This window comes from Pseudomonas sp. GW456-12-1-14-TSB6, assembly GCF_059424205.1.
Window position 1 is genome coordinate 1 of record NZ_JBWKZE010000015.1, and the last position, 16,850, is coordinate 16,850.

19 protein-coding genes are annotated in these 16,850 nt (G+C 60.6%); 10 read left to right on the forward strand and 9 right to left on the reverse strand.

Features of this window, described 5'->3' with window-relative positions:
- Nucleotides 1-195 precede the first annotated feature (195 nt).
- Together rhtA and AC07Y2_RS15550 are read left to right on the forward strand one after the other, a co-directional pair.
- On the forward strand, nt 196-1,083 hold the full coding sequence (gene rhtA / locus AC07Y2_RS15545) for a threonine/homoserine exporter RhtA (protein ID WP_039770325.1): 888 nt from the start codon (nt 196-198) through the stop codon (nt 1,081-1,083).
- 168 nt (nt 1,084-1,251) lie between these two features.
- The gene (locus AC07Y2_RS15550) at nt 1,252-1,533 is read left to right on the forward strand and encodes a hypothetical protein (RefSeq protein ID WP_007955851.1); all 282 of its coding nucleotides are present in this window, start codon (nt 1,252-1,254) and stop codon (nt 1,531-1,533) included.
- Nucleotides 1,534-1,543: 10 nt separating this feature from the next.
- Here AC07Y2_RS15550 and AC07Y2_RS15555 read toward each other — a convergent pair whose 3' ends face one another.
- Nucleotides 1,544-2,113 carry a TetR/AcrR family transcriptional regulator gene (locus tag AC07Y2_RS15555; protein WP_039770327.1) on the reverse strand — a complete coding sequence of 190 codons (570 nt, stop codon included), beginning with the start codon at nt 2,111-2,113 and terminating at the stop codon, nt 1,544-1,546.
- 90 nt (nt 2,114-2,203) lie between these two features.
- On the opposite strand from AC07Y2_RS15555, the gene AC07Y2_RS15560 reads away from it, so the two are divergent.
- Together AC07Y2_RS15560 and AC07Y2_RS15565 are read left to right on the forward strand one after the other, a co-directional pair.
- The gene (locus AC07Y2_RS15560; RefSeq protein WP_064598189.1) at nt 2,204-2,932 is read left to right on the forward strand and encodes an SDR family oxidoreductase; all 729 of its coding nucleotides are present in this window, start codon (nt 2,204-2,206) and stop codon (nt 2,930-2,932) included.
- A gap of 33 nt (nt 2,933-2,965) precedes the next feature.
- Nucleotides 2,966-3,556: a 2-hydroxychromene-2-carboxylate isomerase gene (locus AC07Y2_RS15565; RefSeq protein ID WP_039770330.1), complete on the forward strand. Its 591-nt coding sequence runs from the start codon at nt 2,966-2,968 to the stop codon at nt 3,554-3,556.
- 89 nt (nt 3,557-3,645) lie between these two features.
- Here AC07Y2_RS15565 and AC07Y2_RS15570 read toward each other — a convergent pair whose 3' ends face one another.
- The 4 genes from AC07Y2_RS15570 to AC07Y2_RS15585 form a co-directional block, all read right to left on the reverse strand.
- The gene (locus AC07Y2_RS15570; RefSeq protein WP_103386314.1) at nt 3,646-5,454 is read right to left on the reverse strand and encodes an aminopeptidase P family protein; all 1,809 of its coding nucleotides are present in this window, start codon (nt 5,452-5,454) and stop codon (nt 3,646-3,648) included.
- A gap of 55 nt (nt 5,455-5,509) precedes the next feature.
- A complete protein-coding gene (locus tag AC07Y2_RS15575; RefSeq protein WP_039770334.1) occupies nt 5,510-6,676 on the reverse strand; it encodes an aminotransferase class V-fold PLP-dependent enzyme in 1,167 nt (388 codons plus the stop codon).
- Between the two features lie 206 nt (nt 6,677-6,882).
- Complete coding sequence (locus AC07Y2_RS15580) at nt 6,883-7,497, reverse strand: LysE family translocator (protein ID WP_039770336.1); 615 nt, start codon at nt 7,495-7,497, stop codon at nt 6,883-6,885.
- A 101-nt stretch (nt 7,498-7,598) separates the two neighbouring features.
- On the reverse strand, nt 7,599-7,868 hold the full coding sequence (locus AC07Y2_RS15585; RefSeq protein ID WP_103386315.1) for a hypothetical protein: 270 nt from the start codon (nt 7,866-7,868) through the stop codon (nt 7,599-7,601).
- Nucleotides 7,869-8,257: 389 nt separating this feature from the next.
- Here AC07Y2_RS15585 and msuE point away from each other — a divergent pair, with 389 nt between their 5' ends.
- From msuE to AC07Y2_RS15605, 4 genes are read left to right on the forward strand one after another with little or no spacing between them, the layout of a single operon-like run.
- Entirely contained in the window at nt 8,258-8,821 is a 564-nt protein-coding gene (msuE, locus tag AC07Y2_RS15590; protein WP_007955830.1) for an FMN reductase, read from the forward strand.
- A gap of 10 nt (nt 8,822-8,831) precedes the next feature.
- Nucleotides 8,832-9,977, forward strand: a complete 1,146-nt coding sequence (gene ssuD / locus AC07Y2_RS15595) for an FMNH2-dependent alkanesulfonate monooxygenase (protein ID WP_103386316.1) — start codon at nt 8,832-8,834, stop codon at nt 9,975-9,977.
- A 10-nt stretch (nt 9,978-9,987) separates the two neighbouring features.
- Complete coding sequence (locus AC07Y2_RS15600; RefSeq protein WP_007955826.1) at nt 9,988-11,175, forward strand: acyl-CoA dehydrogenase family protein; 1,188 nt, start codon at nt 9,988-9,990, stop codon at nt 11,173-11,175.
- Between the two features lie 24 nt (nt 11,176-11,199).
- Complete coding sequence (locus AC07Y2_RS15605) at nt 11,200-12,303, forward strand: sigma-54 interaction domain-containing protein (protein WP_103386317.1); 1,104 nt, start codon at nt 11,200-11,202, stop codon at nt 12,301-12,303.
- Here the strand turns inward: AC07Y2_RS15605 and AC07Y2_RS15610 are convergent.
- Entirely contained in the window at nt 12,300-12,665 is a 366-nt protein-coding gene (locus tag AC07Y2_RS15610; RefSeq protein WP_085668152.1) for an antibiotic biosynthesis monooxygenase, read from the reverse strand. The two genes, AC07Y2_RS15605 and AC07Y2_RS15610, sit on opposite strands and share 4 nt — an antisense overlap.
- 90 nt (nt 12,666-12,755) lie before the next feature.
- Here AC07Y2_RS15610 and soxR point away from each other — a divergent pair, with 90 nt between their 5' ends.
- Nucleotides 12,756-13,214, forward strand: a complete 459-nt coding sequence (soxR, locus tag AC07Y2_RS15615; RefSeq protein ID WP_039770345.1) for a redox-sensitive transcriptional activator SoxR — start codon at nt 12,756-12,758, stop codon at nt 13,212-13,214.
- Between the two features lie 30 nt (nt 13,215-13,244).
- Here the strand turns inward: soxR and AC07Y2_RS15620 are convergent, their stop codons facing one another.
- From AC07Y2_RS15620 to AC07Y2_RS15630, 3 genes are all read right to left on the reverse strand, one after another.
- Nucleotides 13,245-14,015, reverse strand: coding sequence for a MetQ/NlpA family ABC transporter substrate-binding protein (locus tag AC07Y2_RS15620; protein ID WP_103386319.1), 771 nt, complete (start codon nt 14,013-14,015; stop codon nt 13,245-13,247).
- Nucleotides 14,016-14,088: 73 nt separating this feature from the next.
- Nucleotides 14,089-14,754 (reverse strand): methionine ABC transporter permease, encoded by a 666-nt coding sequence (locus tag AC07Y2_RS15625; RefSeq protein WP_064598205.1) that lies wholly within the window; start codon nt 14,752-14,754, stop codon nt 14,089-14,091.
- 2 nt (nt 14,755-14,756) lie between these two features.
- On the reverse strand, nt 14,757-15,971 hold the full coding sequence (locus AC07Y2_RS15630; protein WP_074687910.1) for an SfnB family sulfur acquisition oxidoreductase: 1,215 nt from the start codon (nt 15,969-15,971) through the stop codon (nt 14,757-14,759).
- Between the two features lie 283 nt (nt 15,972-16,254).
- On the opposite strand from AC07Y2_RS15630, the gene AC07Y2_RS15635 reads away from it, so the two are divergent.
- Complete coding sequence (locus AC07Y2_RS15635) at nt 16,255-16,713, forward strand: VOC family protein (RefSeq protein WP_074687912.1); 459 nt, start codon at nt 16,255-16,257, stop codon at nt 16,711-16,713.
- Nucleotides 16,714-16,850: the final 137 nt, after the last annotated feature.

The following is a 16,850-nucleotide window of genomic DNA, read 5'->3' on the forward strand; positions in this document are numbered from 1 at the left end:
TTGAATCTCAAGGAGTTTTCCGTTTCGACTGCGCCGGAAGTGGGGCGAATTATAGAGACTCAGAATCTGCCGTCAACCCTTAATTTGAGTTTTCTATCAAGAGAAGGTAAAAGACCGCTTCTATATAGACGGGGACTTGGCGAGTGCGCACTATATTGCCCAATACAACAGCTACTCTTCGGATGATGCCACGCAATGAACGATCAACCTCGCAGCCTTGCCTCAACTCTGTTCCCGGTTGGCCTGCTATTAATAGCCATGGCATCAATCCAGTCAGGCGCTTCGCTGGCCAAAAGCATGTTCCCTATCGTTGGAGCCCAAGGTACTACTACCCTTCGCCTGATCTTCGCCAGCGTGATCATGCTGTTATTGCTCAAACCCTGGAGAGCGAAGCTGACAGCCAAATCACTGCGCACAGTGATTATCTACGGGATGGCGCTAGGCGGCATGAACTTCCTTTTCTATATGTCGTTGCGCACCGTTCCGCTCGGCATCGCAGTCGCGCTGGAGTTCACGGGTCCGCTGGCAGTCGCTATCTATGCCTCGCGTCGCGCGATCGACTTTCTCTGGATTGCCCTGGCTGCCATCGGCTTGTTGCTGTTGATACCGACCGGCGCCACGACAACGGGTATCGATCTGATCGGTGCAGGTTATGCGCTGGGAGCCGGTGCGTGCTGGGCCTTGTATATCCTGTTTGGCCAGAAGGCTGGAGCAGATAATGGCGTGACCACCGCGGCGCTTGGCGTGATGATCGCAGCCCTGTTCGTCGCCCCCATAGGCATCGTCCACGCCGGCAGCGCACTGCTGACACCCGCATTGATCCCGATCGCTATCGGGGTCGCGATCCTGTCCACAGCTCTCCCCTACACACTGGAAATGGTCGCCCTTACCCGCATGCCCGCCCGCACCTTCGGCACGCTGATGAGCATCGAACCGGCCTTCGGCGCACTCTCGGGTCTGTTTTTCCTTCAGGAATACCTCTCTTTGTCACAATGGATGGCGATCCTGTGCATTATTCTGGCCTCCGTAGGAGCAACCATGACGATGGGCAGCACCTCTAAACCCGCCATCGCGGCAGATTGAAAGAGGATTTTACGAAGGTCTGGCAATTGGCGTTCATTTAGGCCATGTTTAGCCTCGCAACCCAGTGCCAGACATGGATTTTTTCGGATAGGGATATCGGAACGCTTCAAGCGAGAGCGCATACAGGCAGACCCGAGCGTCAGACTCGAGGCGGCCATAAGGACGGTAATGAAACGAATTTTGATACTGATCGCCATACTCGCCGTTGCGGGCTGCGCGGCGACGTCGAAGACCCAGGTCAAACACGGCAAAAAAGGGCTGCACATCAACTGTTCGGGGTTGTCCTCCTCTTGGGACAAGTGCTACGCCAGTGCCGCGAACTCTTGCGCGCCGAAGGGCTACAAAGTCATTGCAAAATCTGGCGACACCGTGGAAGAGCCAGGTGATTATCCCTTTGGCCTCAACCCCGCCGGCTATACCAGCCGTAGCATGATCGTCATCTGCAAATAAATCATCGCCCCTACTGCGTTCGCGAAGCGGCGAGCTGGATCCCGATCTCTTCACGGCATGAATCCAGCACCCGCTGCTGAATCCTGGGCGACGCCAGCATACGCGCCACCACCAGTGCTCCGACGCATTGCGACAGAATTGCCCAGGCCAGGCTGTCACTTTCCAGAATTTGCGCCCAATTCTCCTGAAGTTTGCAAATCCACAGCTCGGCCTGCTCCCGCACAACAATATCGGACCGCGCGATCTCGGCGCCCAACGCAGGCAATGCGCAGCCCAGATCAGGCTGCTCGACATGGGCCATGTTCAGATACAGTTTCAAGCATCGCTCCAACCGTTCGCGATCCTGCGTACCCTGCCCGCCCAAGCGCTCCAGACTCTGGCCCAACTCGCGTTCGACGATCGCCGCGAACAAGGCGTCCTTGGACGAGAAATGACTGTAGAACGCCGCCCCGCTCAAGCCGATCGCCTTCATCAGACCATCGACGCCCATTGATGAAAACCCATTTTTTTTCGCAGACAACGAGCTGCTTTGCAGGAGCTTTTCTTTGGTTTCCAGCTTGTGACCGGCGGAATACCGCATGTTTTGTCCTCACATTGAGTGCCTTGACGCTGAGCAAATCCTAACATAACGTTCGTTCACTTAACGATCGTTTACTAAAGGGATCCACCCATGAATAACAAGAAGGTCGTATTGGTTGTCGGTGCAGGTGATGCCACGGGCGGCGCCATTGCCAGGCGGTTTGCCAAAGAAGGTTTCATCGCTTGCGTCACGCGGCGCAGCGCCGACAAATTGCAGCCCTTGGTGGAAGCCATTCAGATGGACGGCGGTGAAGCCCACGGTTTTGCCTGCGATGCGCGCAAGGAAGAAGACGTAATTGCGCTGATTGAAGATATCGAAACCCGCCTCGGACCGATTGAAGCATTCGTTTTCAACATCGGCGCCAACGTGCCCTGCAGCATTCTTGAAGAAACCGCTCGCAAGTATTTCAAGATCTGGGAGATGGCCTGTTTCTCCGGGTTTCTCAATGCCCGGGAAGTCGCCAAACGGATGGTGACCCGCCGTCGCGGCACGATCCTGTTTACGGGTGCCACCGCTGGTCTGCGGGGCGCCTCGGGTTTTGCCGCATTCGCGGGAGCCAAGCACGGTATCCGGGCTCTGGCACAAAGCATGGCCAGAGAGCTCGGCCCGATGAACATTCATGTCGCCCACGTTGTGGTCGACGGTGCCATCGATACCGATTTCATCCGCGACAACTTCCCTGACAAATATGCCACCAAAGATCAGGACGGTATCCTCGACCCCGAACACATTGCCGAGAACTACTGGTATCTGCATAGCCAGCCACGGGACGCCTGGACGTTCGAGCTGGATCTGCGCCCGTGGAATGAACGCTGGTAATCCCACCAAGAACAAAAACAGAGTGCAGCGAACATGAGCAAAACCGTGGAGTTCTATTTTGATCTCGGCAGCCCCGCCACCTACCTGGCGTATACCCAACTGCCGAAAATCTGCGCTGAAACCGGCAGCCAGTTGATCTACATTCCGATATTGCTGGGCGGCGTCTTCAAAGCCACCGGCAACGCGTCGCCGGCAATGATCCCGGCCAAGGGTCGTTACATGTTTCAGGACCTGGACCGCTACGCCAAACGCTACGGCGTGCCCCTGAAATTCAACCCGCATTTCCCGATCAATACCCTGATGTTGATGCGCGCAGTCACCGGCATTCAACTGCGTTATCCGGATCGCTTCCTGGCATTCATCGATTGCCTGTTCAAAGCGCTGTGGGTTGAAGGCCGCGCCCTCGATGAGCCGGCAACAGTTGCCGCCGTGCTGACCGAACATGGCTTCAATCCTGAAGAAGTACTGGCGTTGACCAACGATGAAGCGGTCAAGGCTGCGCTCAAGGACAACACCGAAACCGCCGTGAAGCGTGGCGTCTTCGGTGCGCCGAGCATGTTCATCGACAACCAGTTGTTCTTCGGTCAGGACCGGCTCGACTTCGTTGTGGAAGCCCTGCGTTAAATCTCCACAACCACACCAGTCCGCCTGGGTCAACGCGTTTGTCGACTTCATGACCCAGGCGCTGGCCGCAGCGCCCGAGCTTCAACCTGTTAAATAGCGGCAGTACGGGTGTTCAACCAATCCAGCGCCGCGCCCTCAAGCAACGGGCTCAGACGCTCGCGCACTTCGGCGTGATAGGCGTTGAACCACTGCTTCTCTTCCTGCGTCAGCAACGACGGTTCCAGGCAGCGAGTGTCGATCGGGCACAGGGTCAGGGTTTCGAACTTGAGGAATTCGCCGAACTCACTGCTCCCCGCTTCAACGTTCATCGCCAGGTTCTCGATCCGCACACCCCAGCGGCCCGGACGATAAGTGCCCGGTTCGATGGAGGTGATCATTCCAGGCTGCATAGCGGTTTGTGGCGCCGGCGCCGCCTGATAGGCGATCACCTGCGGACCTTCATGCACGTTGAGGAAGTAGCCCACGCCGTGACCGGTGCCGTGACCGTAGTCCACGTTTTCGGCCCAGATCGGCGCACGGGCAATCGCATCCAGTAGCGGCGACAGAATGCCTTTCGGGAAATGCGCGCGGGACAAGGCGATCACGCCCTTCAACACCCGAGTGCAGTCACGTTTCTGCTCTTCACTCGGCGTACCGACCGCCACCATCCGCGTAATGTCGGTGGTACCGCCCAGGTATTGGCCACCGGAATCAATCAGCAGCAAGCCGTCACCCTCGATCACCGCGTGTTCTTCCGGAGTGGCGTGGTAGTGCGGCATCGCACCATTGGCGTTGAACGCAGCGATGGTGTTGAAACTCAGCGACACATAATCCGGGCGACGCTCACGAGCAGCAGTGAGCTTCTCGTCGATGGTCAGTTCGGTAATGCGCTCACGACCCCAGGCCGAATCCAGCCAGGTGAAAAACTCGCACAGCGCCGCGCCGTCCTGCTCCATCGCCTGACGGATGTGTGCGGCGTCCGCCAGGCTCTTCTGCGACTTGGCCAGTGTGGTCGGGTTCAGGCCTTCGACCAGTTTCACGCCAGTGTCGAGGTTATCCAGCAGACCGCTGGTGACCCGCGCCGGATCCACCAGCAGGCTCGCGCCACTCGGGATCGCCCGCAAGGCGTCAGCGACTTCGCTGTAATCGCGCAGGGCCACGCCGTCTTTTTCCAGCACTGCGCGCAGCTCAGCATCGACCTTGCTCAGTGCCACAAAAAGCGTGGCTTGTTGCTGGCTGATCAGCGCGAAGGAAACGAATACCGGGTTGAACGACACATCGCCGCCGCGCAGGTTGAACAGCCAGGCGATGTCGTCAAGGGTGGCGATGAAGTGCCAATCGGCGCCGCGTTCCTGCAAGGTTTCGCGCAGTTTGCCGAGTTTCTCGCCACGGCTGACAGTCGCCTGCGGCGGCAGGTGCTGGTAGATCGGCGCGTTCGGCAACGCCGGGCGATCGCTCCAGACTTCCTTCAACAAGTCGATGTCGGTACGCAGACTGGCGCCCCGTGCTTCTAGCTTGCTGCCCAGCGTACGCGCCGACGCGACGGCCATCACCGCGCCGTCGACCGCAACCACGCCACCTTCCGGCGTCTGCTCGGCCAGCCAGTCCAGCGGGCTCGGCTGACCCGGTTGCAGTTTCACCAGTTCGATGCCGCTGCCCTTGAGTTCCTTGGTCGCCTGTTCCCAGTAACGGCTATCGGCCCAGACCCCGGCGAAATCGGTGGTGACAATCAACGTGCCGACCGAGCCATGGAAACCCGAAAGCCATTGCCGGCCCTGCCAGTAACCCGGCAGGTATTCCGACAGGTGCGGGTCGGCGGACGGCACCAGCAACGCATGGATACCTTCGCGACGCATCAATTCACGGGTGTGCGCGAGGCGCTGGGGAACCGTTCCTTCGGTCAAAGTCTGGGTACTCATCATGTCTCCTGCCAATCACTTCATCGTTATTGTTCGTAGCCGTCAGGTCGGCTGGTTAAAGTCCTGTCGCCCAGAATGCCGGAGCACTGGCGCAGGCGGTCTTGATCAGATCTACAGCCTTGTCGATGTCTTCGGCGGTGGTGAAACGGCCGAGGCTCAGGCGAATGGTACGGCCGGCCAGGTGCGCGTCATGCCCCAATGCCAGCAAAACGTGGGACGGTGTGTTGCTCGCGGAATTGCAGGCCGAGGTCGCGGAAAACGCGATCGAATGGCTCAGCGCCGCCGGGTTGAATTCACCTTCGCTGAAGGTCAGGCTCAAGGTGTGCGGGATACGTTGGGTGCTGCTGCCGTTGAGGCGCACGCCGGGCAGGCTCAAGAGTTGTTCGAGCAGTCGTTCGCGCAACGCAACGATGGTTTTCTTCTCGTCATCGAAAGCGTCGGCGGCCAGGGCAAACGCCGAGCCCATGGCAGCAATCTGGTGAGTCGCCAGCGTACCGGAACGCAAGCCGCCCTCGTGCCCGCCACCGTGAATCTGCGCCTGCAAACGCTGTTGCGCACGCGGGCCGACGTACAGCGCACCGATGCCTTTGGGCCCGTAGAGTTTGTGCGCCGAAAACGACATCAGATCCACCGGCCATTGCGCCAGATCGATCGCGACCTTGCCGGCGCCCTGGGCCGCATCGACGTGGAACAACGCCCCGCGCCCACGCACCACTTCGCCGATGGCCGGGATGTCGTTGACGGTACCGAGTTCGTTGTTGACCAGCATCAGCGACACCAGAAAGGTGTCTTCACGCATCGCTTCGCTGACCGCTTGCGCGGTAATCAGGCCTTCGGCGTCCGGCACCAGATAGGTCACGGCGACACCGGCGTCCTGCAATTGCCGGGCGGTATCGAGGATGGCCTTGTGTTCGATCTGACTGGTGATGATGTGCCCGCCGGACATACCACGGGCCTGGGCCACGCCTTTCAGTGCAAGGTTGTTGGATTCGGTGGCGCCGGAGGTCCAGACGATCTGCTGCGCCTGGGCGCCGACCAGTTCGGCGACTTGCCGGCGAGCGTTCTCGACCGCTTGCCGGGCCTGCTGGCCGAAGGCGTGGGAACTGGAAGCCGGGTTGCCGAAATTACCGTTGAAACCCAGACACTCGATCATCACCTGGATGACCCGCTCGTCCACCGGGGTGGTGGCGGCGTAATCGAAATACAGCGGACGTGTGTTCATAAAAAGACTCGCAGAGCGTGTTCCGGGATCAGGAGGCTCGTGTCTGCAAACGGCACGACGCAGCCTTGTGAGCTGCGTCCGGGTTCGAGAGCGTCATCAATACCTGATCGGAGGCCGTTAAAGAAGAACAACTTCATTTAAAAGTGCGTAGGAACGCTCCTGAACGCGACTTTAACAGGCATCGGGCCGGCGGTTGTAGCGCTGCGTCAGCTAAAGCTTTCAAGGAGTAACGGATACAGCGAAATCACCAGCAGCGCTGCCATGCCCCAGTTGAACAGCCGCAACCAGCGGCGATCCTTGAGCACGTTGCGCAGCAAGGTCCCGCACGCCGCCCAGACGCCGACGCTTGGCAGGTTGATGATGGCGAACACCGCCGCAATCACGATCACGTTGGTGAAATAGCCCTGCATCGGCGTGTAGGTGCTGATGGCACCAATGGCCATGATCCACGCCTTGGGGTTGACCCACTGAAAAGCGGCCGCGCCGAGATAGCTGATCGGTTTCGCCTCGCCCTGCTCGCTGTCGCCGACCGGGCCGGAGTGAGCGATTTTCCATGCCAGGTACAGCAAGTACGCCGCGCCGACATAACGCAGGATCGTATAAAGCAGCGGATAGGTCTGGAATACCGCGCCCAGGCCAAAACCCACCGCCACCACCAGCACGAAGAAGCCGCAGGTAATGCCAAGCATATGAGGGATGGTGCGGTTGAAACCGAAGTTCACGCCCGATGCCAGCAACATGGTGTTGTTCGGCCCCGGTGTGATCGAGGTGACAAGGGCAAACAGGGCAAAGCCCAGCAACAGGTCGAGCGAGAGGGTCATGGCAGGCAGTCCGTCAGGGTCATTCAGGTGTTGACCCTATCCCACGGCGCCGCGCAAACCCACGGACAGTTGGGTAAAACTTCGAGCAGTACAGTTTGCTATCAGCTTGGACGACCGTGCAGCTGTACGGCCCGCTCGGCGCTCATTTCACCCTTGGTATCGAAACCGAATGTCTTCTGTGGCTGGCCGAGCAATTCGGCTTTTTTCGCGTGGTATTCCTCGAAGGACAGACCGCGACGGTTCAGCGATTCAAGCGCCAGTTCGCGGGTTTCCTCCGCCGTGTAAGGGCGCAGTTCCGGGGAACCATGGCTCGCGCAACCGGCGAGAACAGAGACAGCGAGCATCAGCGAAACAGTCAGTAAACGATTCATGGGAGCGTCCTGGCGAGCAGTGTGGGTCGATGGAGAAAGGCTACGCCCGGGCACGCTTTGGCAGAAATCAACGCTCTCAATAGTGGCTATCAGAATTCGGGCAGGATTCGCTCTGCATATTCTCAAAAGACCTATCAATATCAATTAACAGTCTTTTACGGAATAAAAGTCAGCCTTTATAAATCCTTCATCGCGTTCGGCACTGTTGCTCCAGCAACTGTTTCCCAGGCAACAGCGGTTCAACAAACCCGCCTGAAAGTCACACGAGCACAGCCGCCGACAACGCTCAAAGCCCCGGAATACGGGCCTTACAGGAATTGGTACAGCGCTTGCTCTGCTCCAGTGACTACTCACTGCTCGCCGAGCAACTGTTGAAAAAGGAACTGACCATGTCGCGTCCACTGAAAGTCGTCGCCCTGTCCGGCGGAACCTGGCGTCCGTCCCGCACCCTGGTGCTGACCCAGGCCCTGCTGGCCGAATTGTCCGGGCACTTGCCGGTCGAGAGTCATCTGATCGAACTCGGTGACATCGCCCGCCCGCTTGGCGCCGCACTGTCCCGCCAGGAGTTGCCGGCCGAGATCGAAGCCGAGCTGCAAGCCATCGAACAGGCTGACCTGCTGATCGTCGCCGCGCCGGTCTATCGCGGTTCCTATCCTGGATTGCTCAAGCATTTGTTCGACCTGATCGACCTGAATGCGCTGATCGACACACCAGTGCTGCTCGCCGCCACCGGTGGCAGCGAACGCCATGCGCTGGTCCTCGATCACCAGTTGCGCCCGCTGTTCAGTTTCTTCCAGGCCGTGACCCTGCCGATTGGCGTGTACGCCACCGAAGCCGATTTCGCCGACTACCAGATCACCAGCGAACCGCTCAAGGCACGTATCCGCCTGGCGGCTGAACGCGCCGCGCCGCTGTTTGGCACTCACATCAAACCGTTGCTGAAAATCGCCTGAGGAGCTGTTCATGGATGTTTTCTGGTTCCTGCCGACCCACGGCGACGGTCACTATCTGGGCACCACCCAAGGCGCGCGCCCGGTCACCCTCAATTACCTGAAACAGGTGGCGCAAGCCGCCGACAGCCTCGGTTACCACGGCGTGCTGATTCCCACCGGGCGTTCCTGCGAAGACTCGTGGGTGATCGCCTCGGCGCTGGTGCCGCTCACCGAACGCCTGCGTTATCTGGTGGCGATCCGTCCGGGGATCATCTCGCCGACCGTTTCGGCGCGCATGGCCGCGACCCTGGATCGACTGTCCAACGGCCGCTTGCTGATCAACGTCGTGACCGGCGGTGACCCGGACGAAAACCGTGGCGACGGCAGCTTCCTCAGCCACAGCGAACGCTACGAAGTCACCGATGAATTCCTCAAGATCTGGCGCCGGGTGCTGCAAGGCGAAGCGGTGGATTTCGAAGGCAAACACCTGAAGGTACAGAACGCCAAAGCCCTGTATCCGCCGGTGCAGAAACCCTATCCGCCGCTGTACTTCGGCGGGTCCTCCGACGCGGCCCACGATCTGGCCGCCGAGCAGGTCGACGTGTACCTGACCTGGGGCGAACCTCCCGCCGCCGTCGCCGAAAAACTCGCCGACGTGCGTGAGCGCGCCGCCCGCCACGGACGCAAGGTGAAGTTCGGCATTCGCCTGCACGTGATCGTGCGCGAGACCGCCGAAGAAGCCTGGAAAGCCGCTGACAAACTGATCGAACACATCAGCGACGAAACCGTTGAAGCCGCGCAGAAATCCTTTTCCCGTTTCGACTCCGAAGGCCAGCGGCGCATGGCCGCTCTGCACGACGGTCGCCGCGACAATTTGGAAATCGCCCCCAACCTGTGGGCCGGCGTCGGACTGGTGCGCGGTGGTGCCGGTACCGCATTGGTCGGCGATCCGCAGCAAGTGGCAGCGCGAATCAAGGAGTACGCAGACCTCGGCATCGAGAGTTTCATCTTCTCCGGTTATCCGCATCTCGAAGAGGCCTACCGCTTTGCCGAGCTGGTCTTCCCGCTGTTGCCCGAGCCGTACGCGAGCCTGGCCGGACGCGGCGTGACCAACCTCACCGGGCCGTTTGGCGAAATGATCGCCAACGATGTACTGCCCGCCAAAGCCAACGCCTGAGGAAGACCGAGTGACTGCCAAACCGCAAAGCACCCTGCTCTCCCCGTTGCAGACCGCCCGCCAACTGGCCGCCGAATTTGCCCTGACCGCCGTCGAGCGCGACGAGCGTGGCGGCACACCGAAAGCCGAACGTGACGCCCTGCGCGACAGCGGTCTGCTGGCCCTGAGCATTCCCACCCGTTACGGCGGCCTCGGCGCGCGCTGGAGCGAAACCCTGGAAGTCGTGCGCGAATTCGCCAAGGTCGACAGCTCGATCGCCCACGTCTTCGGCTTTCATCATTTGATGCTTGCCACCGTGCGCCTGTTTTCCCGCCCCGAACAATGGCAACCGTGGTTCGAACAGACCGCGCGGCAGAACTGGTTCTGGGGCAACGCGCTCAACCCGCTGGACACCCGCACCGTGGTCAAGGATCTGGGCGGCTGGCGCGAGTTTTCCGGCAAGAAGAGCTTCTGCTCCGGCGCCAGCGATTCGCAGATGCTGATCGCCTCGGCGGTGGACGAAAGCAACGGCGGCAAACTGTTGATCGCGGCGATCCCCAGCGGCCGCAGCGGCATCACCCTGCATAACGACTGGAACAACATCGGCCAGCGCCAGACCGACAGCGGCAGCGCCACGTTCGAACGGGTGCGGGTCGAAGAGTCGGAACTGCTGCTGGATCCCGGTCCGTTGAGCACACCGTTCGCCTGCTTGCGCCCGTTGATCGCGCAACTGACGTTCACCCACATGTTTCTCGGCATTGCCGAAGGGGCCTTTGAAGAGGCGCGGCAATACACCCTCAGCGAAACCCGTGTCTGGCACAAATCCTCGGTGCGCGAGGTGCGCGAAGATCCGTATGTGCTGGCCCATTACGGCGAGTTCTGGGTCGCCCTCGAAGGTATTCGTCTGCTGGTAGAACGCGCCGCCGCGTTGCTCGACGAGGCCTGGGCCAAAGGCCCGAACCTCAGTGCCGAAGAACGCGGTCATCTGGCCACGGCGATTGCCACGGCCAAGGTCGCCGCCAGTCGTCAGGGCCTGGAAATTTGTAGCCGATTGTTCGAAGTCACTGGCGCCCGCTCGACCCACGCATCGCTGCGCCTCGACCGACACTGGCGCAACCTGCGCACGCAAACCCTGCACGACCCGCTGGATTACAAGCTCCACGAGCTGGGCGACTGGGCGCTGAACCAGTCCCTGCCGGTGCCGACGTTCTATTCCTGATTTTCTTTCGTGGAGCGAGACCCCATGCAACTGCTGACCCTGCCGCCTTCACACGCCCTGGCCACCTCAATCCGCGCCACCGCTCAGGTGTTCGAAGACCCGAAATCCCAGGCCCTGCTCGCGCATCTGCAACAGGTCGCACCGAGCGAAGCCAGCGTGCTGATCATCGGCGAAACGGGCACCGGCAAAGAGTTGGTAGCGCGGCACATCCACAACCTGAGCAACCGGCGCAATCGGCCGTTCATTGCGGTGAACTGCGGGGCGTTTTCCGAATCGCTGGTGGAAGCCGAATTGTTCGGCCATGAAAAAGGCGCCTTCACCGGCGCCCTCAGCGCCAAGGCCGGGTGGTTTGAAGAGGCGGATGGCGGCACCTTGTTCCTCGATGAAATCGGCGATCTGCCGATGGCGATCCAGGTCAAATTGCTGCGGGTGTTGCAGGAGCGTGAAGTGGTGCGCCTGGGTTCGCGCAAGAGCATTCCCATCGATGTGCGGGTGCTGGCGGCGACCAACGTGCAACTGGAGAAAGCCATCAACGCCGGGCATTTCCGCGAGGATCTGTATTACCGGCTGAACGTGGTCAATCTGGAGCTGAGCCCATTGCGCGATCGGCCCGGCGACATCCTGCCGCTGACCCGGCATTTCATCGAGGCCTACAGTCAGCGCCTGGGTTACGGGCGCATCACCATCAGCCCCGGCGCCGAGCACAAGCTGCGCGGCTACAGTTGGCCGGGCAACATCCGCGAACTGGAAAACGTCATCCATCACACGCTGTTGATCTGCCGTAACGGCGTGATCGAACGCGACGATCTGCGCCTGTCGAACCTGCGCATCGACCGTCCCGACGATCAACACGCGGCCGCCGACGACTCACCGGAAGCGCTGCTGGAACGCGCCTTCCAGAAACTGTTCGAGCAACAGGCCGGCGCCCTGCATGAAAAAGTCGAAGACGCGTTGCTGCGCGCGGCCTATCGCTTCTGCCATTACAACCAGGTGCACACCGCATCCTTGCTCGGCCTGAGCCGCAACGTCACCCGCACGCGACTGATCAAAATCGGCGAACTGGCGGTGAACAAGCGGCGGCCCACGGAAAACCTGCAAGGCGAGCGCTTGATCCAGCTGTCGATCTAACCAACCAGTTGACAGTGCAAGCCATCGTCGTGACTGCGAGCGATACTGCTCAGCACCTGGAATGAACCGAAGGTCACGGTGCGCGCCTGATGGGTGCGGATCAGTTGCCAGAAGTCCTGCTCGCCGGTTTCGAAACTCTGGAACGCCGCCTCCCCCGCCTCCCGGGACTGCCATTGCAGGAAGCTCAACACTCGCCGCCCGTCGTCGCTGGCCTGGACGCTGGCGCTGACGAAGCCGGCGTAACGCTGGGCCAGACGTTCGGTCTGCAGCGCCAGCGCCGAGACCAGCGCCGGTTGCTGGCCGGGTTCGATTTCAAATTCGATCAATTGGGTAAAGCTGCGGTTTTTCGCTGGTGCTTGCATGAGATCCCCACTCGGTCAGGCGAATCTTGCGATTCGAAGGCCTGCAGGGTAAAACCTCGAGTTAACTAGAGGTCAAGGGGCATTTTTCAAATGATCACTGCGAAAAATCTGCACAAGCAACTGACCGTCGGCGAAGTTGCGGCCCGCAGCGGTGTGGCGGTCACCGCCCTGCACTTTTATGAATCCAAAGGGTTGATCAAGAGCCAGCGCAATGCCGGCAACCAGCGGCGTTATCCACGGGAAGTACTGCGGCGGGTGGCGCTGATCAAGGTGGCGCAACGCCTGGGCATTCCGCTGGCAGAAATCGGCGAGGCGTTGAAACAGCTACCGGACAACCGCGCACCAACGGCGGCGGACTGGAAAGTGTTGTCGGAGCAGTGGCGGCGTGAGCTGGACGAACGGATCAATCAGCTGATGCTGCTGCGGGACCGGCTGACCGGTTGCATCGGTTGCGGATGCCTGTCGATGGAAGCCTGCCCGCTGCGCAATCAGGGCGATGTGTTGGGCGAGCAAGGGCCGGGAGCACATTTCCTCGATGTTCCCAAGTGAGGGTTCCAGAGGAACCCTCGGATTGATCGATCAGAAACCCGGCGCAATCTGCCCTTTGTAGCGAGTCAGAATGAACTGACGCACTTCATCGGAATTCAATGCCTTGGCCAGTTTCTGCAGGCCCGGGTCGTTGATGTTGTCAGGCCGTGCGACCAGAAACTCGATGTACAGGCTCTTGCCCTTCTCGACGATCAGTGCGCTGTTGGTGTCGATCCCGGCTTCCAGCGCGTAGTTGGCGAACACGAATGCCAGATCCACCTGACTCACTGAACGAGCGAGCAACGCGCCCTCCAGTTCACGGATTTTCAGGTGTTTGGGGTTTTCGACGATATCGCGCTGGGTGGCCAGGGTGTTGCTCGGATCCTTGAGTTTGATCAGCCCGGCCTCGTGCAACAGCACCAGGGCGCGACCGGTGTTCACCGGGTCATTGGGGATCGACACACTGGCGCCGTCCTTCAGCTCCGAGATGTTCTTGATTTTGGTCGAGTAGGCGCCGAACGGTTCGATGTGCACACCGACCACCGGCACCAGATCGGTGTGGCGGGTCTTGTTGAAATCATCGAGAAACGGCCGGTACTGGTAATAGTTGGCGTCGAGGTTTTTCAGCGCCAGTTGCTGGTTGGGCTGGATGAAGTCGGTGAACACCTTGATGTCCAGATCCACGCCTTCCTTGGCCAGGGTCGGTTTGACGAACTCGAGGATTTCCGCGTGTGGCACCGGGGTGGCGCCGACGATCAGGTTTTCGTTGGCATGGGCGCCGAACGACAGAACGGCAGCCAGTACGGCCAGGGTCTTTTTCATGCTGTGCTCCAAGGCAGACTTGAGTGGCCGTCGTGGGGTGAACGTGGGGCCTTTATGGGTTGAACTTGTTTTTTCAGCGTCGGCTGTAGTGCGCCACCAGACGGTCGCCGGTCATTTGCAGGGCCTGCACCAGAATCAGCAGCAACACCACGGTGACCACCATCACGTCGGTCTGAAAACGCTGATAGCCGTAGCGGATCGCCAGATCGCCGAGCCCGCCGCCACCGATCACGCCGGCCATCGCCGTGTAGTCCACCAGCACGATGGCGGTGACCGTCACCGCAGCCAGCAACCCGCCGCGGGCTTCCGGCAACAGGGTGTGGCGGATGATCTGCCAGGTGTTGGCGCCCATGGCCTGAGTCGCCTCGACCACCCCGCGATCGACTTCGCGCAGTGCGGTTTCCACCAGCCGCGCGAAGAACGGTGTGCAACCGACGACTAGCGGCGGAATGGTTCCGGGCACGCCCAGTGACGTCCCCACCAACAACGTGGTCAGCGGAATCAGCACGATCAGCAAAATGATGAATGGCAGCGAACGCAGCATGTTCACGATCACCGACAGCACCCGATACACGCCGACCGTTTCATGCAACTGGCGCTTGCCGGTGAGAAACAGCAGCAACCCCAGCGGCAATCCCAGCAGCACCGTAAACAGCAGCGCCGCGCCGAGCATGCTGAGGGTGTCGAGACAGGCCTGGGCGATGTCGGCCCAGTAAATGTGTTTGAACCACTCGGCCATGGTCAGGACCAGTCGTGGCGCGGTGGTTTGACGCCGTTGAGCAGCCAGTTGCCGACCACGTGGTATTTCCAGCGCACCGGGTCATGCAGGGTGTGGACCCGAGCATTGCGCCAGTGGCGGTCGAAGTTGTGCTTTTTCAGGGTCGAGCGGGTACCGCCGAGTTCGAACAGCTTGTTGCTGGCCTCGATGGCGATTTCGGTGGTCAGCACTTTGGCCTTGGCCACGGCCAGCGAGGCCAGCGCGACGTTGTCTTCATCAGGTGCCGGACGTGCGGCGTCGAGCGCCCAGCCGGCGCGTTCAAGCAAGGCTTCGGCGGCTTCCAGACGGATTTCCAGTGCGCCGATCTGAATGATGGTCAGCGGATCTTCACTGGCCTTGTCCACACCTGCATCGATCCATGGCCGCGCAAACTGGCGGACGAATTCCACGGTGTCGCGCAGCGCCGCCCGGGCAATGCCGGCGTCGATGGCGGCGGTGGTCAACTGGGCGAACGGCCCGGCCAGGGTCGGGCTCTCGTAGGAACGGTACGTCGGAAACAGATTGAAGGGCGCCACTTGCAGATTTTCCGCCAGCACCGTGCCGCTGGAAGTAGTGCGCTGACCGATGCTGTCCCAGTCGTCGACGATCACCAGCCCTTTGGTACCGCGCTCGACGAAGGCCAACTGGCCCTTCTGCTCTTCATCCAGCGCCAGCACCGCCAGCCAGTGGGCGTAGAGCGAACCGGTGCAGTAGCCCTTGCGGCCGTTGATCACGAAGCCGTCGCCATAACGGCGGAGGGTCGCCTGAATGTCCTGCACGTTCTTGCCGCCGGTTTCCGACAGCGCATTGGCGAAGCGATGACCTTGCAGCGCCAGCTCAAAGAAATGCGCCTGCTGCGCCGGGGTGCCTTGCAGGCGGATGTCTTCGAGCAGGCAGTAATGGTTTTGCGGAATCTGCCCGAGGGACGGATCGGCGGCGGAAATGATCGCGATCACCTGCGCCAGCACCGCAAGGGACACCTGCGCGCCACCGTACTCCTTCGGCACGGTGATGCCCCACAGGCCACTGTTGGAATACAGGTCGACGATCTCGGCGGGCACTTCACGGCTGCGGTCACGCTCGGCGGCATGTTCCTGCAAGACGGCGGCGACCTGCGCGGCCACGCGCAAGGCTTCGGCGTCGTCGGCGATCCGGTGGGCGGCTGGCGTGTTGATCGGATAAACGGCAGATTCAGACATGGATGACTCTCGGTATCGGTGTTGTACCGGGTCATTGCAGCTTCTGTGCCTGACTGACAGGCCTTGTTTTTCGCGGGTTACAGCGGACTTTCAGGGTATCTGACGATGAAAACCCGCGCATTCTGCTGCTTCACTGTCGATGGCTGAACAGTGCGGTGGCTGCTCGTCGGCTACTCGGCCATGGCGGCGGCACGGATCTATAGTTGAGCGACCGGCAACCCCGGCGAAGGCACACCTTCAACCTCTAATAAAAACCAGGCAACAAATAACAGGGAGTACCGCCATGAGCGTCAAACCCATTCCCGAGGGGTACCACAGCATTACCCCGTACCTCGGCATTCACAAAGCTGCCGAAGCCATCGACTTCTATAAAAAGGCGTTCGGTGCCACCGAAGTCATGCGCCTGAGCATGCCCGACGGCGGCATCGGCCACGCCGAACTGCGCATCGGCGACAGCGCGATCATGCTCGGCTCGCCGTGCGATCAAGGTCCGTTGAGCAATCCGGACAAAGCCGTGTCCGTCGGTTTGCATCTGTACGTGACCGATGTCGACAAATCCTTCCAACGCGCACTGGAGGCCGGCGCCACCTCGGTGTCCGAGGTCAAGGATCAGTTCTACGGCGACCGCAGCGGGACGTTGAAAGATCCGTACGGGCATCTGTGGTTCCTGGCCACGCGCAAGGAGGATCTGACCCAGGCGCAGATCGAGCAGCGGGCGAAGGAGATGTTTCAGCAGGGTTAGCAACGCCGAGTGTCCATTCCCGCGCAGCGCGCGGGGATGGGCGAACACGATTCATGAACCGTCGAACCACGCTTCACGTCTTGTCATGAACGCCCGGCGATTTCAGGATGCAGGCCACTCGCCTGAATAAAGGATCA